The sequence below is a fragment of the Ruminococcus flavefaciens genome (assembly GCF_900143025.1).
Classification (GTDB): Bacteria; Bacillota; Clostridia; order Oscillospirales; family Ruminococcaceae; genus Ruminococcus; species Ruminococcus flavefaciens_I.
The window spans coordinates 243,635-258,379 of sequence record NZ_FRCT01000001.1 but is presented as its reverse complement, the minus strand read 5'-3'; the positions used below and the strand labels follow the sequence as shown (position 1 = coordinate 258,379).

Here is a 14,745-nt window from a genome sequence, read left to right as displayed (position 1 = left end):
GCCCCCTTTGGCGGAATCGCAGGTTACCAAATATATGCCGTAAGTTTATGGCACGGTAACCCGCTTTTTCCGTTAAGGGGAGCAGCCTAATGCAGTCCCTTTTTGTATTATTCCTTGTTTTCAGTTGTTTCAGCCTCTGCGCCGGCTGCTGCTGATTCCTCTGTCTCGATGCCCTCAGCCTTGATATCATCAAATATATCCTCAGGGATCTCCTTGAACTCGTCTACCTTGGCAAGAACTGCTGAGCTCTCCTCTTCGTCGCCCTCATCTGAAAGGTTGAGTATCATTTTTCCGTTTTCTTCTACAAAGAATACTTCATCTTCATCGAAAACTTCCTTGCTGATAAGCTGTATCTTGTCGCCCTTGTTCTCCCACTCGATTTCCTGAGGCTTTGCGTCCTCGCTGTAGAGTACTGAATAGAAAGTACCCTTGTTGCCGTCTTTAAGCTCGATCTGGAAAAGTGCATAAGCGTCTATGCCAAAGAAATTATCCATTTCCTCGCCGTCAACTACGAGCTTTTCGCACTGCCATTTGCCGATAGCGCCCTCAGCAGACTTGCTCTCGGCTGCCTCTGTTGTTGTTTCAGCAGAAGTTGTGCTCTCTTCCTTTGCTGCGGAAGCTGACTCCTTCTCCTTTGTGTCGCCGCAGCTTACCATTGATGCTGCGATAAATACGAGTGCTAATGTTGAACAAATAAATTTTTTCATAGTTTTTATCCTCCATAATTATATGCCTTGGTCAGTTTAATATCCCACTTTTTTGTCTGACTTTTTCGGCTTCGTGAATTATATCATATTTTTTTAAAATTTGTCAAGCTTTTGAAAAAATGTTTTTACAGCTTAATTCAAACGATTTTTGACGGATTTCAGCTGTTTTATTGGTGATTTCTTACAATTTTGATTTGTTATTCTTGGTAATATTCGCCAATGAGGAGATTTTCTGACATTCATTTCATAAAGGATAAAAAACATTGCTGCAAAAACAAAAAACGGCGGAATACCGCCGTTTTCTTGTTATTATTCTTCTTCGTCGTCAGAAGTGAACTCTACATCAGCTTCATCGTCATCATCATCGCTGCCGAAGTTGCTGAATGGATTTTCAGGCATATCCTTGAATTCATCTACCTTTATGAGATAAGCCTTGTTTTCCTTTTCGTCGCCCTCCTCAGACATATCCATGACCATCTTTTCGCCTTCCTTTATAAGGAAAACCTCTTCATCATCAAATATCTCTTCGTTGATAAGCTGGATCTTTCCATCCTTTGCCTTCTTCCACTCGATGTCAACAGGCTTTCCGTCTTCGGTAGCAAGAAGTGAATTCAATGTACCCTTGTTGCCGTCTTTAAGCTCAATCTGGAACATAGCATAAGGCTCGATTCCGAGGAAATCCTTCATTTCCTCTCCGTCCATTATAAGCTTCTCGCACTCCCACTTACCGATAGCAGAGTCCTTCTTTTCCTTCTTGTCACCACATCCTACAAATGCAGATGCAACACAGATTACAGCGAGTGATGAACAAAAAATTCTTTTCATAGTCATAATTATTTCCTCCATAAATACATTGGGTTCTTTCTAACTCTTGATAAGTTCGTTTGAACCTTTCGACATTATGAATTATATCACACTTTTTTCAGTTTGTCAAGTTTTTTCCAAAAAAATTTTCATGCGCCGTTTTCGCCTGTTCTGCGTTAAATACATCATTTTCGTTAGCAAATACTAACAAATTGATATTTATACTGCCGCGATAACAATGCCATAGAATTGCATATAAAAAGACAGATACCTCTTATGAAGTATCTGTCTTTCTTTATTATAGTCCGCTGAATGTGTCTTTCATCATAGTTGTCCGAAAACTTCTATATGAGTACCGAACCATTTCTTATATCAGCAATTGCTACGCTTACTTTTTATTGTTTTTCTGCTCTATATACTCGGAAATGCTCTGTACCTTTCCTTCACCGTGGAATGTTGATACATACGCATAGTATGAGAGGATATTCGATGCGTCAACTGCGTCTACAAGTCCGTCCTTGTTCACATCTGCTGCCTTTTTCTGCTTGTCTGTGAAGTCTCCGCCGCCTGTTGATGCCTTTGCGTAATATGCAAGTACGATAGAAGCGTCAACTGCGTCTACGTGCTTATTGTTATTTACGTCACCGAGAAGGTAGTCCTCTTCGGGGGGCGTAGTTGTCACAGGTGCAGTTGTTGTACTTGTTGAAGTGGTTGTTGTTTTTGAGGTCGTTGTTGTCTTTGATGTTGTGGTAGTTGTTGTAGTCGTCGTAGTAGTAGTTGTTGTTGATACAGTCGATGTGGTAACTACGTTCTCGTATTCTCCCTTGGAATTGAGAAATCTTACCTTGCCGTCAATGCTTTCATTGCCTGCGTTTACCGTTACAGACTCCCAAGCTTTTTCCGTATCGGGGTAGAATACGTTGAGTATGCCCTCGCAGTCCTTGAACGCATTCTGTCCTATCTGCTTCGCAGTCTTTGGAAGTGTGAAATTATCCACCTTTGCAAAACCATCAAAAGCATTGTCGGGAATATTCTTGCCGCCCGATACCGTTATACTGTTAAGGCTCTCGGGGATATAGCGGACTGCGCCGTTATAACCGGCTGCCGCATAGGTTCCCTCTGCATTATCATAAAACAGATGTCCGAGCCATACCAAGGAGTTCTCGGAATCAGCACTGAAATCTGCATACGGAAGTGTAAGCTCCTCAAGAGCGGTGCATTTATTGAACAGGTAAAGTCCGATACTTTTGCTGCCGCCGTTGATAACTGCCTTTTTCAGCGCAGTACAGCTGTCAAATGCATTGTTTCCGACAGTCTCTGTGCAGGCAGGTACGTTTATCTCTTTAATGGATTCACAGCCTGCAAATGCATGATCTCCGATGTTTGTTGTCACCTTAGGTATATCGGCTGCAAGCTTTTTGCAGTTATTGAAGGCATAAGCATCAATAGTTGCAGCCTTTGAAGGCATTTTGAAGTCTGAAAGCGAAATGCAGTTCGAGAATGAAGCTGTTCCGATAGCTGTGATATCATCAGGAACAGATATTGTCTCCAGTGACACGAAATTTTCAAAAGCGTGGGACGGTATCCGCTTGCCGCCTGTAACCGTTATGCTTTTCAGTGTTTTAGGGATACGTCTTTCTGCGCCGTTAAAGCCGTTTGCCGAATAGAATTTCTCATCATTTTCGCCGTTTAAGAACAGATATCCCAGCCAGATATTGCCGCCCTCATTTACACCATCAAGGCTGAAGCCTGCATATGGCATGGTGATATCTTCAAGGGACGCACATTCATTAAATACATACTCGCCTATACCCTCGCTGCAATTGTTTATAACAGCTTTTTTAAGCGAAGTACAGTCCGAAAATGCGTATGTGCCGAGACTCTTTGCAGACTTTGGAACGGTTATCTCTGTAATAGCCTCACAGCCTGCAAACGCATATTCGCCGATCTCTGTGACTCCCTCGGGGATATATGTATCCAGCACCTTGCAGTTATTGAAAGCGGAGTTTGCAATAGATGTCACCTTAGTTGGCATTTTGAAATCCTTCAGCTGAACACAGTTTGAAAAAGCAGATGTGCCGATAGATGCTATACTATCAGGAACGGATATCTTCTTCAATGAACGGAAGCCGTCAAATGCATATGAAGGTATAAGACTGCCGCCTGTGATAGTGATATTTTCAAGGGATTTCGGGATACTTCTTGTCGCTCCGTTAAATCCGGCTACATCATATGTATAGGAATGAACAAAGTCGTCATCGAACTCGCCCTCTTCGGCTACTGAGTCAAGGAAAAGATATCCAAGCCAGATATTTCCGCCCTTGTTCACACTGTCAAGAGTGTAGCCTGCAAATGGAAGTGTAAGGTCTTTAAGAGCGATACATCTGTTGAACAGATAATAGCCTATTCCTTCAGCGCCGCCGCTGATGACCGCCTTTTTCAGTGAAATACAGCCGTCAAATGCGTGTTCGCCGATAGTCTTTGTACACTCGGGAACATTTATCTCCTCTATGGATACGCAGTTTGCAAATGTGTAGCTTCCGATGCTTGTTGTTTCCTCGGGGATATCAACAACTATCTTTCCGCAGTTGTTGAAGGCTGAGCCGCCGATAGAAGTCACCTTTGAAGGCATTTTGAAGTCTTCCATAAATACACAGTTAGAGAATGAAGCATTTCCTATAGCTGTGATACTTTCAGGGAGAGATACCTTCTTCAATGAGCGAAATCCGTCAAATGCATATGAAGGTATAAGTTCGCCGCCTGTGATAGTGACGCTTTCAAGGGATTTCGGGATACTTCTTGTAGCTCCGTTAAATCCGATGACATCGTAGGTCTTATCCTTGACCTCATCAAAGAACAGATATCCCAGCCATATACTGCCGCCCTTGTTCACGCTGTCAAGAGTGTAGCCTGCAAACGGGAGTGTAAGGTCTTTAAGGGCAATACACTTGTTGAACAGGTATTCACCGATAATCGTGTTCTTTCCCTCGATAACAGCTTTTGTAAGAGCTGTGCAGTTCTGAAATGCTCTTGTACCCAGACTTATTACAGATGCGGGAACTGTTATGCTTTCTATGCCCGAATTATTGAACGCATAATTGCCTATGGTGGTTATGGTATCGGGAAGAGCTATCTCCTTCATGGCTGTACAGTCCGTAAAGGTATTCTCACCTATTGAGGTTATACCCTTTTCGCCCTCATTCTTTATTACAGCCTTCTTTATCTTTTCCGGATTCTTGAATGGAGTCGAGCTGAAATCCTTCATATTGCCGCTTCCGCTTATAACAAGCTTTCCGTCGGTATAAAGGGTATAGCTTATAGCTGCTCCAAGCGTGCCCTCCTCCAGCACCTCTGTCTTGATGTCGGTGGTTTTAGGTGCTGTAGTTGTGGTGGTAGTTGATGTTGAAGTCTTTGCTGTAGTTTTGGAAGTGGTTGTAGTTGACGCTTTAGTTGTTGTTGTGGTCGATGATCCGGCTTTTGTAGTAGTAGTCGCTGACGAAGCTTTTACCGTTGTCGTGGAAGTAACGGCTGCATCAGCTCTGACCTTGCTGCCTGCTGCAATTGATACTATCCCTGCATATGTGGAGGCAGTGTTTTTGTCAGCACAGTCCGCACTGCATGGCGTTACCGCTGTAAGGCACATAACTGCACTTAATGCGGCTGCTGTGATTTTACTTTTTCTAAGCATTATCTATCGCTCCTTTATTACATATATATATAAATATTATTATAATATATGTCTATACATATGTCAAACCAAAAATTGTGGTCATTCCTCAATTATGACCATGATTACACGCTTTCCCATGTATGAAAAAAGCGGACGATGCTCGTCCGCTTTGGTATCAGTTATTCGTTATATTCCTCGGTTTCCTCAGAGTCTGTATCTTCGCTGTTTTCAGTGTTTTCCTCGGAGGTATCCTCAAATGTCTTTGTAGGCGTTTCTTCAACTATAGGCTTCTGACCCTTGTATACGGTTACTATGAAGCCGTCAACGTTATTTCCCGATATTTCGTATCTTACGCCTGCCGGCACGGGAACTGTCGTCTTATCGCTTCCGTCGTCGGATTTTACAAAGTAGACCTCATAATCATTGCCCTTGTCATCTGAGAATTCAAGATGATCCTTCAGCTTATCATATGGGTGCTCACGGATAAGGTCGATATACTCCTCAAGACAAAGGTCGTTTGAGTCCATATAATATGCGTGTGGTATGCCTACATAGCGGAAATGCCAAGGCTCGTTCTGAAAGCCTGTTATCTTTTCCTTGCTGGAGGTATAACGCACGATAAATCCGTATTTATAGCAATTAGCGTTTATCCATTCAAAATCGCCTGTGCCCTGATAATCGTTGTTTTCGGTCTCACTGAAATCGAAGGCAAGTCCTGTTTCATGCTCGCTGAAGCCTGCCTTTGCAACTCTTGTAGACTCCTCGCCGCCGTTGTTGGCAACGTCATTATCATAGAGTTCCTGCTGGAAATCCGTTGTTCTGTATGAGCCGTAAATAAGCAGCGTATCGTTATGATACAGTTCATAGAAGTCCTGTATCATTTTTGTCATAGGACCGTAGACCTGTCTGAGTATAGTATAGGTCGAATCAACTGCACTGAAACAGTCTATCTCGTTCTCATAATTCATATCCGTTATGCTTACGAGATCTTCACTGCCGCCGAAATACTGGTGCTCCTTATTAACGAGGATAAGATCTCCGCGGAATTTGCTCTTTGTCTCAACAGAGAGTGATTCGTATATAGTCTGATTCGGGTCGGGAAGAGTAGTGGCTGTAGGATCTTCGATATCTGCCGCTTTCTGTTCAACATACGGTGAAGGCTCTATCTTCTTGGTATGGTTTAAACCGTTCCTGATAAAGAATGCACAGGCTCCGACAAGAACAAGACTTATCACTATCTCTGTCGTCATTTTTGCGTGTTGTATACTCTTTTCCTTGCTTATTTTCTTTTTGGACATATGTCTGCTCCATTCCGCTGCTCAAAGGCAGCCGCGTCATTGGGGAACGCTTATGTTCCGCTTGCTTTTGTTCTTTTATCTCTATAAATCCCGTATAAATGGACGTGTAGATATATTATATCATATTTATCGCCGAAAATATAGTGTTTGGCACATATATTTGTAAAGGTGCAGTATTGTCTGTGTCGATAAAATCTACAAATTGTGAGCTTTCGACAATTTTCTTAATACTTACATAACAGAGCGGAATGATATATAAAAAAGTTAAGCGCTTATAGTCCATATAATATAGTGTTAATCTTCACAAAAAGGATAGAGCAATTAACACCGTATTGCACAATCTTTTTTAAATCACTTGAAAATGCGTTAAGAAAATGTTATAATATATTGTGAGAGTATAGACAAATTCTTTAATTAAGCGACTAATTATGACCGCTCCGTTGGGGATACGGCTGTGCGGTCTTTGTCATCTTCGCGTTAAGGAGTGATCTCTATGAAATGTCCACGGTGCGGAACAGACAACGAAGCGGGTTTCAAGTTCTGCGTTAAATGCGGCGTTAACCTTGAAGATCCGCAGGATATTAACATTGAACAGTTAGATATGGGCGGCTATTACTCCGAGGAAGATCCTGCATCAAACAGTTTTTCCTTCGGAAGCGGCACATTTACTATAAGCGATACCCCTTCTCACGATTCTTCTTCAGACCTTTATACTGCCGACGAGCTGAACGATACGGACGAAGAGTTCGATTTCAGCAGCTTCGACGAGCCTTTTATTCCTAAGCTTGATACAGGAAGAGTTACTCTCCCTGAACAGTCAAGAGCTGTTCGTCAGGCTCAGATGAACAACGCAAATCCATATCTCCAGCAGGGCGGTATGCAGGGTATTCCTGCTCCCGCCGGTATGCAGCCTATATCACCGCAGGGTATGATGCAGGGTATACCTGTTCAGGGAGGTATGCAGGGTATACCTGCGCCAAACAGCATGATGCAGGGTATGCCTGCACAGAATGGTATGCAGGGCTTGCCGCAGCAGAATACTATGCAGGGTATACCGTCACAGGGCGGTATGCAGAGTATCCCTCAGCCGAACGGTATGCAGGGGATCCCTGCACAGAATGGTATGCAGGGTATTCCTGCACAGGGAGGTATACAGGGTATGCCTCAGCCTGTTATGTATGCACAGCCGCAGATTATCGGCTATGACCAAAATGGTATGCCCGTTTACAGCCAGCCTGTTATGTACGGTCAGCCGCAGATTATCGGCTACGATCAGAACGGTATGCCCGTTTACGGTCAGCCCGTTATGTATGCACAGCCGCAGATTATCGGCTACGATCAGAACGGTATGCCCGTCTATGGTCAGCCCGTCATAATAAATCCTGCACAGACTGCCGAGATAGCTGATATGAACGGTATGCCTGCTATGGGAGTTCTGCCTGTTATGCCGCAAATGGGCGGTATGCAGATGAACCAGCCCGTTCCTCCTCCTGTCGAGGATAAGAACAAGGTCGAAGTCCCTGACGATTTCTGGGAGTTTTTCGACGGCGGCAAGGCTACAGAACACGCAGAGACCGATCCTACCAATGACTTCTTCGGCAAGCGCAATGAGAGTCCGGAAAGCTTAAAGCGTCCCGAAAAGAAAAAAGTATCCTACATGAACGATACTCCCCTTGTTGACGCAAGCAAGCTGAAGAAAAACGAAGAGTCAAAATACAACAAGATGTTCATGCGTTCGGCAGAGGTCGGCGATACGTCCGCTCTCGAAGCAAAAAAAGAACAGCGTCGCTTCAATTATATGGGTTCTACCAAGAGCGTCGATGCATCTGAGCTCCGCGCTAACGAAGAACGCAAATCATGGAACGTTATGACATCAGCAGGTATGGCTGATCCAAATGAATTGCAGGCAAATACCCCAAAACAGCGTACAGGCTCTATGATGGCGCAGGCAGACAGAGCTGTTGAGGCTATGCCCAAAAAGCCCAAGACCTATAACGACGAAATAGATGCCATTGAGCTTCCAGAAGAAATGAAAGCCAAGAAAACCAATAAATCGGAAATTCCCGGCTTGCCGGAATTTTAATAAATATTTATCTAACACATTTTAAGGAGATGTTGTAAAAAATGAAGAAGTTTTTACAAGAATTCAAAGAATTCGCACTCAAGGGCAACGTTATGGACATGGCTATCGGTGTTATCATCGGTGCTGCTTTCGGAAGCATCGTAAGCTCTCTTACCGATAATTTCATCAATCCTCTTATCGCTGTTATTACAGGCGGTGCGGAGAAGGACGAAAACGGTGTAATGCAGCTCGTCGGCGGTAAATTCACTGTTGCAGGCGTTGACTTTAACTACGGTGCATTCATTTCCGCTGTACTTAACTTCCTTATTATCGCTATCATTCTCTTCTGCATCATCAAGGCTGTAAACAAGGCTATGGCTATCGGCAAGAAGAAGGAAGAAGAAAAGCCTGCTGAACCACCAAAGGAAGAGGTTCTTCTCACAGAGATCAGAGATCTTCTCAAGGCTCAGAACGAAAAGAAATAATCCATCTTTACATAAAAAACCTCCGCAGATGCGGAGATTTTTTATTTTCGCAGCTTATTTATATGTGTTGGGCAAATTTATTTTGTCCTTTCTATAAATGGGCAAAAAAGTCACTTCATACGAAGTGACTTTTTTATATTATTCCTTGATATCTGCGTGGTGTGCCTGAAGTGACTTAACACCGAGGTGAGTATTATGCTTGATAGCCTTGATACCCTCAGCACTTGCCTTTGCAGCAGCCATTGTTGTCATGTATGGTATTCTGTGCTTGATAGCAGCCTTTCTGATGTAGCTGTCATCGTGTACGCTTGTCTTGCCGGCAGGTGTATTGATTATCATCTGTATCTCGCCGTTTGCGATCTGGTCTGCAATATTCGGACGGCCCTCGTAAAGCTTGAATATCTTATCACATGGGATACCTGCTTCCTTTATCATCTCATAGCTTCTGCCTGTTGCGATGATGTGGAAACCAAGCTCGTTGAATGACTTAGCGATGTCTACAAGCTCAGGCTTGTCTCTTTCACATACACTGAGGAGAACTGTTCCCTCTAACGGGAGCTTGTTCTTTGTGCCTTCCTGTGCCTTGTAGTATGCCTCGCCGAAGGAAGGAGAAATTCCGAGAACTTCACCTGTAGAACGCATCTCAGGTCCGAGGAGCGGGTCTACCTCAGGGAACATATTGAACGGGAATACAGCTTCCTTTACGCCGTAGTGACCGATCACCTTGTCCTTGAGTGAAGGTACGGGAGAAGGTCTGCCTGTGATAGATGATGTGATTATATCTGTAGCGATACGAACCATGTTGATATCGCATACCTTTGATACCAGTGGAACTGTTCTTGATGCACGGGGATTAGCTTCGAGCACGTATACTGTATCGCCCTCGATAGCGTACTGCATATTCATAAGACCGCATACGTTCATCTCTACAGCTATCTTCTTTGTATACTCCTTGATAGTTGCTACCTGCTTCTCTGTCAGGTTCTTTGAAGGAAGTATGCAAGCAGAGTCGCCCGAGTGTACGCCTGCAAGCTCGATATGCTCCATAACAGCAGGAACAAAGCAGTTTGTACCGTCGGAAATAGCGTCAGCCTCGCACTCTGTAGCGTGGTTGAGGAAACGGTCGATAAGGATAGGTCTGTCAGGAGTTACGCCGACAGCAGCATTCATGTATACTCTCATCATCTCGTCATCGTGTACTATCTCCATTCCGCGTCCGCCGAGAACGTAGGAAGGACGAACCATTACAGGATAGCCTATCTTGTTTGCGATAGCGATAGCCTCATCGGCATTTACAGCCATTCCTGCCTCAGGCATAGGTATTCCAAGCTTGTCCATCATAGCGCGGAAGTGGTCTCTGTCCTCTGCAAGGTCGATAGTCTCGGGAGTTGTACCGAGAATATTTACGCCGTACTTTTTAAGGTCGTTTGCAAGGTTGAGAGGAGTCTGTCCGCCGAACTGAGCGATAACGCCTACAGGCTTTTCCTTCTCGTGGATAGCGAGAACGTCTTCAAGTGTAAGAGGCTCGAAATAGAGCTTATCCGATGTATCATAGTCAGTTGAAACTGTCTCAGGGTTGCAGTTTACGATGATAGACTCAAAACCAAGCTTTTTGAGTGCAAGTGCAGCGTGAACGCAGCAGTAGTCGAATTCGATACCCTGACCTATTCTGTTAGGACCGCCGCCGAGGATCATTATCTTTGGCTTGTCTGTATTTACAGGGCTCTTGTCCTCGCTGAGGTGGTATGTGGAGTAATAATATGCAGCATTCTGTGTACCGCTTACGTGTACGCCTTCCCATGCTTCCTTAACGCCGATAGCCATACGTGCGTTTCTTATCTCTTCCTCTGATACTTCGAGGAGAGAGCTCAGGTAACGGTCTGAGAAGCCGTCAAGCTTAGCCTGTTTAAGTACATCGTTTGCAGGAACACTGCCCTTGTTTTTAAGGAGAGCCTCCTCCTCGTCAACAAGTTCCTTCATCTGCTCGATGAAGTACTTCTTTATCTTTGTAAGATCGTGGAGCTCGTCAACAGTTGCGCCCTTGCGGAGTGCCTCATACATAACGAACTGTCTCTCGCTTGTAGGGAAACGGAGCTGTGCAAGGAGCTCGTCCTTTGTCATGCTGTTGAAGTTCTTTGCAAAACCAAGACCGTATCTTCCTGTTTCCAGTGAACGGATAGCCTTCTGGAATGCTTCCTTGTAGGTCTTGCCGATGCTCATTACCTCACCGACAGCCTTCATCTGTGTGCCCAGCTTGTCCTCTGCGCCCTTGAATTTCTCAAATGCCCAGCGAGCAAACTTGATAACTATATAATCACCGTCCGGAACGTACTTGTCAAGAGTTCCGTACTTTCCGCATGGGATATCTTTAAGTGTGAGTCCGCAGGCAAGCATAGCGGATACGAGAGCTATCGGGAAGCCTGTAGCCTTTGAAGCAAGTGCGGAAGAACGTGAAGTTCTTGGGTTGATCTCGATAACAACGATGCGTCCTGTCTCGGGATCGCGTGCGAACTGACAGTTACAGCCGCCTATTACCTCGATGGACTCGATTATCTTGTATGACATCTCCTGAAGAGTTTTCTGAACGTCCTCCGGGATAGTGAGCATAGGTGCTGAACAGAATGAATCACCTGTATGTACGCCGATAGGGTCGATATTCTCAATGAAGCATACTGTGATCTTGTTATTGTCAGCATCACGTACAACTTCAAGCTCCAGCTCTTCCCAGCCGAAGATACATTCTTCAACGAGAACCTGTCCTACGAGAGAAGCCTGTAAGCCTCTTGCACAGACTACCTTTAATTCGTCTACATTATATACCATGCCGCCGCCTGCGCCGCCCATAGTATATGCAGGACGCAGAACAACAGGATATTTGAGCTTTTCAGCTATCTTTACAGCCTCGTCAACAGAATAAGCGACTTCACTTCTCGGCATACCGATACCGAGTGCGCTCATAGCGTTCTTGAATTCGATACGGTCCTCACCGCGCTCGATAGCGTCTACCTGTACGCCGATTACCTGTACATTGTACTTTTTGAGTACGCCTGCCTGATCGAGCTCAGAGCAGAGATTGAGTCCCGACTGTCCGCCAAGGTTAGGAAGGAGAGCGTCAGGACGTTCTTTTTCGATGATCTGTGTAAGTCTTTCGAGATTAAGAGGCTCAATGTAAGTGATATCCGCAACATCGGGGTCTGTCATAATAGTTGCGGGGTTTGAGTTAACAAGAACTATCTCATAGCCCAGCTGGCGAAGCGCCTTACAAGCCTGTGTTCCCGAATAGTCAAACTCACAAGCCTGTCCGATAATAATAGGACCTGAACCAATGATCATTATCTTGTTAATATCCTGTCTTTTTGGCATATTATTCTCCTGACCCGTACACCGAAATGTACGTTTATATATTTGCCATGAAACGTCATGGCGCAACTTCTTACCTTATATAATAACATAAAACTCACCAAAATGCAATATAAAAATTAGCTTTTACATTCGGTACAATTTTGGGAAATATGTGAAAAAGGAAATAGTCTTTCACCCCTTTCCCGTCAGCCTTTAGGCGTTACACTTTCTTCCCGTTAACGGAACAACATAAAAAACGGCTGATAATCGCATCAGCCGCCTGTTATATAATACAATGTTTTCACAGCTCCGAAAGAGCACCGTTTATTATCTCCTCGGGGAAACCGATAACTCCGAGGAGCTTTATGGCATTGCTTGAACGGCATATGCCTTTGTGTATTTTGTAATCAAAGCTTATATCGTCTTCATCAAGCTTTTCACAGAAATAATAGTTCTCATAGATACCCTCAAAGGCTTCCGCAAGCTCCACATCATGAGTAGCTACCATGAGCATACAGTTCATGTCTTCAAAATAGCGCAGCACAGCCTTTGACGCGGCAATCCTCTCCTTGGTGTTGGTGCCTTTGAGTATCTCATCTATGGCAAGGAAAAGCAGTCTGCCGCTCTTTGCGGTCTCAGTCATACGCTTCAGGTACTTTATCTCGCGGATATAGTAGCTTTCTCCCGAAGCAAGATCGTCGCGGACCGCCATTGACGTAATGACTCCGCAATGAGGAATGGAAGCCTGCTCCGCAGTACAGGTGAATAAGGACTGCCCGAGAATGAGATTTATGGCAACAGCCTTGATGAAAGTGGATTTTCCCGAAGCATTGGAGCCCGTAAGAACTATGCTGTTCTCCTGCCTGATGTCATTTTCAACAGCTTCTGAAATAAGCGGGTGAAAAAGTCCCTTGAACTCTATGCACTTATTGTCGGTAAATTCGGGTACGCAGTATCCTTCAATGCTCCTTCTGAACGAAGCAATGGCTATGGAACAGTCTATGTCGCCTACAAATCTGAATATTTTCAGGTAATCCTGAGTTTTTCCTTCAAGCTCCTTTAAGCCCCTGTTGTAGAGTATGAAGTCAAACATGAAAGGTCCGAGAACATAATCCATGAAAAAAGCTGACATACCGTCGGATTTAGACATTGACTGTTTCATGCTGAGCAAATTCATTATAGCGGCAGCCTTCTTGATCTTTTTGAGACTTTCCTCGGCTGATCCCGATAATTCGGGGACTTCATCGCTTATGGCAAAGCCCGCGTTTATGGTCATTCCCATTGAAAAAAGTGTTTCAAGCTTTGTTTCAAAGCTGTTTCTCAGAAATAAGTGTATCACAAGATTTACGAAATAGTTGCAGATGAACAGCATGATAAGCGGCGGACTTTTCAAAACTAATCCGAGTATGCCAAATGCTGCCATTGATATGAGCAGCAGCGGATATATGAATTTGTACGGAAGATACTTCGAGTCGATATCCTCTGCAACCTCAACAGAATAATAAGCGCTGATAGGCTTTCCGATATTGTAAAGCACCTTCCTTACCTTATTGCGCTTCTCCTCGTTTTTGTCAAAGAATTCAACCGTAGAATTGCTAAGCAGGTCATCGGGAGCCCTGTCGCTGAGAATGTGCAGCTTTGAATAGAGACACTGCTCCCCTGCATAGCTGTCGGTATGGTCTGCACGAAAAAATATCGACTTCATGTCAAGGTCGTCCCATGTGATATCATCAACGAGCTCGGCATCGCTGTAATTCTTTTTCTCCTTTTTATACAGCAGCGATATCGCCTCTATCCTGTCAAGTACATCGTCCTTGACACGCTTGCTGTCCCCGAAGGAATGGCGTATGCGATAGTCAATAGCCTTTTTGTTTTTGATATGTATTACGCAAAAAAATACGATAATAAGTAGTACGATGCCTGTTACGATAAATAATATTTCCATTTTTCCTCCTATATCATTACATAGACGCAATATGTCATTTGCCGTTCCTGATAAAGCCTATGAGCTTTTCAAGGTCGTCAAATTCGTCATAATCTCCCATGATGCCCTCGCGGTGATAGACTATGCCTGCTTTTTCGTTGCGCTCAAGGCAGTCAAGGAGCTCCTCAACGCCGTATCTGCCAGCAAATTCAGCAAAGGCACGAGCTTTTATCTTTTCAGCATACAGCCCCTTACGACAGACCGCAGGCTCACATTCATAACAGCCCCTTAGTCCCTTTGCTATGACGCATTTTCTGTTCTCGCACCATTCTGCGTCCTTGCACCATGAAAGCTCCATGAAGCCGTCACGCTTACATCCCTTACATTCAACATTTTCAGAGCAAAGACAGCAGGCAAGTCCGCATCTTGCTATACCTAATTCCCTTTTCATTA

9 protein-coding genes are annotated in these 14,745 nt (G+C 44.3%); 2 read left to right on the top strand and 7 right to left on the bottom strand.

Translation table 11 applies throughout. The features are described 5' to 3' along the window. Nucleotides 1–107: 107 nt before the first annotated feature. The 4 genes from BUB28_RS01190 to BUB28_RS01175 all read right to left on the bottom strand — a co-directional run bounded on the left by BUB28_RS01190 (nt 108) and on the right by BUB28_RS01175 (nt 6,479). The gene (locus BUB28_RS01190; RefSeq protein WP_072947907.1) at nt 108–707 is read right to left on the bottom strand and encodes a hypothetical protein; all 600 of its coding nucleotides are present in this window, start codon (nt 705–707) and stop codon (nt 108–110) included. Between the two features lie 309 nt (nt 708–1,016). Then, entirely contained in the window at nt 1,017–1,538 is a 522-nt protein-coding gene (locus BUB28_RS01185; RefSeq protein WP_072947905.1) for a hypothetical protein, read from the bottom strand. Nucleotides 1,539–1,899: 361 nt separating this feature from the next. Further along, the gene (locus tag BUB28_RS16890) at nt 1,900–5,199 is read right to left on the bottom strand and encodes a leucine-rich repeat protein (RefSeq protein WP_072947904.1); all 3,300 of its coding nucleotides are present in this window, start codon (nt 5,197–5,199) and stop codon (nt 1,900–1,902) included. A 161-nt stretch (nt 5,200–5,360) separates the two neighbouring features. Next, complete coding sequence (locus BUB28_RS01175; RefSeq protein ID WP_072947902.1) at nt 5,361–6,479, bottom strand: M15 family metallopeptidase; 1,119 nt, start codon at nt 6,477–6,479, stop codon at nt 5,361–5,363. A 493-nt stretch (nt 6,480–6,972) separates the two neighbouring features. On the opposite strand from BUB28_RS01175, the gene BUB28_RS01170 reads away from it, so the two are divergent. Together BUB28_RS01170 and mscL are read left to right on the top strand one after the other, a co-directional pair. Further along, nucleotides 6,973–8,562, top strand: a complete 1,590-nt coding sequence (locus BUB28_RS01170; RefSeq protein ID WP_072947900.1) for a DUF7577 domain-containing protein — start codon at nt 6,973–6,975, stop codon at nt 8,560–8,562. A 41-nt stretch (nt 8,563–8,603) separates the two neighbouring features. Then, nucleotides 8,604–9,026: a large conductance mechanosensitive channel protein MscL gene (gene mscL / locus BUB28_RS01165; RefSeq protein WP_072947898.1), complete on the top strand. Its 423-nt coding sequence runs from the start codon at nt 8,604–8,606 to the stop codon at nt 9,024–9,026. A gap of 138 nt (nt 9,027–9,164) precedes the next feature. Here the strand turns inward: mscL and carB are convergent, their stop codons facing one another. The 3 genes from carB to BUB28_RS01150 all read right to left on the bottom strand — a co-directional run bounded on the left by carB (nt 9,165) and on the right by BUB28_RS01150 (nt 14,743). Then, on the bottom strand, nt 9,165–12,389 hold the full coding sequence (gene carB, locus BUB28_RS01160) for a carbamoyl-phosphate synthase large subunit (RefSeq protein WP_072947896.1): 3,225 nt from the start codon (nt 12,387–12,389) through the stop codon (nt 9,165–9,167). A gap of 280 nt (nt 12,390–12,669) precedes the next feature. Beyond that, on the bottom strand, nt 12,670–14,313 hold the full coding sequence (locus BUB28_RS01155; RefSeq protein ID WP_072947895.1) for a MutS-related protein: 1,644 nt from the start codon (nt 14,311–14,313) through the stop codon (nt 12,670–12,672). Nucleotides 14,314–14,347: 34 nt separating this feature from the next. Next, on the bottom strand, nt 14,348–14,743 hold the full coding sequence (locus BUB28_RS01150) for a hypothetical protein (RefSeq protein ID WP_072947893.1): 396 nt from the start codon (nt 14,741–14,743) through the stop codon (nt 14,348–14,350). Nucleotides 14,744–14,745: the final 2 nt, after the last annotated feature.

Bases quoted from the DNA above. Each gene is read 5' to 3' on its own strand.
- BUB28_RS01190 (WP_072947907.1), bottom strand. From the start codon at position 707: ATGAAAAAATTTATTTGTTCAACATTAGCACTCGTATTTATCGCAGCA.
- BUB28_RS01150 (WP_072947893.1), bottom strand. From the start codon at position 14,743: ATGAAAAGGGAATTAGGTATAGCAAGATGCGGACTTGCCTGCTGTCTT.
- BUB28_RS01155 (WP_072947895.1), bottom strand. From the start codon at position 14,313: ATGGAAATATTATTTATCGTAACAGGCATCGTACTACTTATTATCGTA.
- BUB28_RS01185 (WP_072947905.1), bottom strand. From the start codon at position 1,538: ATGACTATGAAAAGAATTTTTTGTTCATCACTCGCTGTAATCTGTGTT.
- BUB28_RS01175 (WP_072947902.1), bottom strand. From the start codon at position 6,479: ATGTCCAAAAAGAAAATAAGCAAGGAAAAGAGTATACAACACGCAAAA.
- carB (WP_072947896.1), bottom strand. From the start codon at position 12,389: ATGCCAAAAAGACAGGATATTAACAAGATAATGATCATTGGTTCAGGT.
- BUB28_RS16890 (WP_072947904.1), bottom strand. From the start codon at position 5,199: ATGCTTAGAAAAAGTAAAATCACAGCAGCCGCATTAAGTGCAGTTATG.
- BUB28_RS01170 (WP_072947900.1), top strand. From the start codon at position 6,973: ATGAAATGTCCACGGTGCGGAACAGACAACGAAGCGGGTTTCAAGTTC.
- mscL (WP_072947898.1), top strand. From the start codon at position 8,604: ATGAAGAAGTTTTTACAAGAATTCAAAGAATTCGCACTCAAGGGCAAC.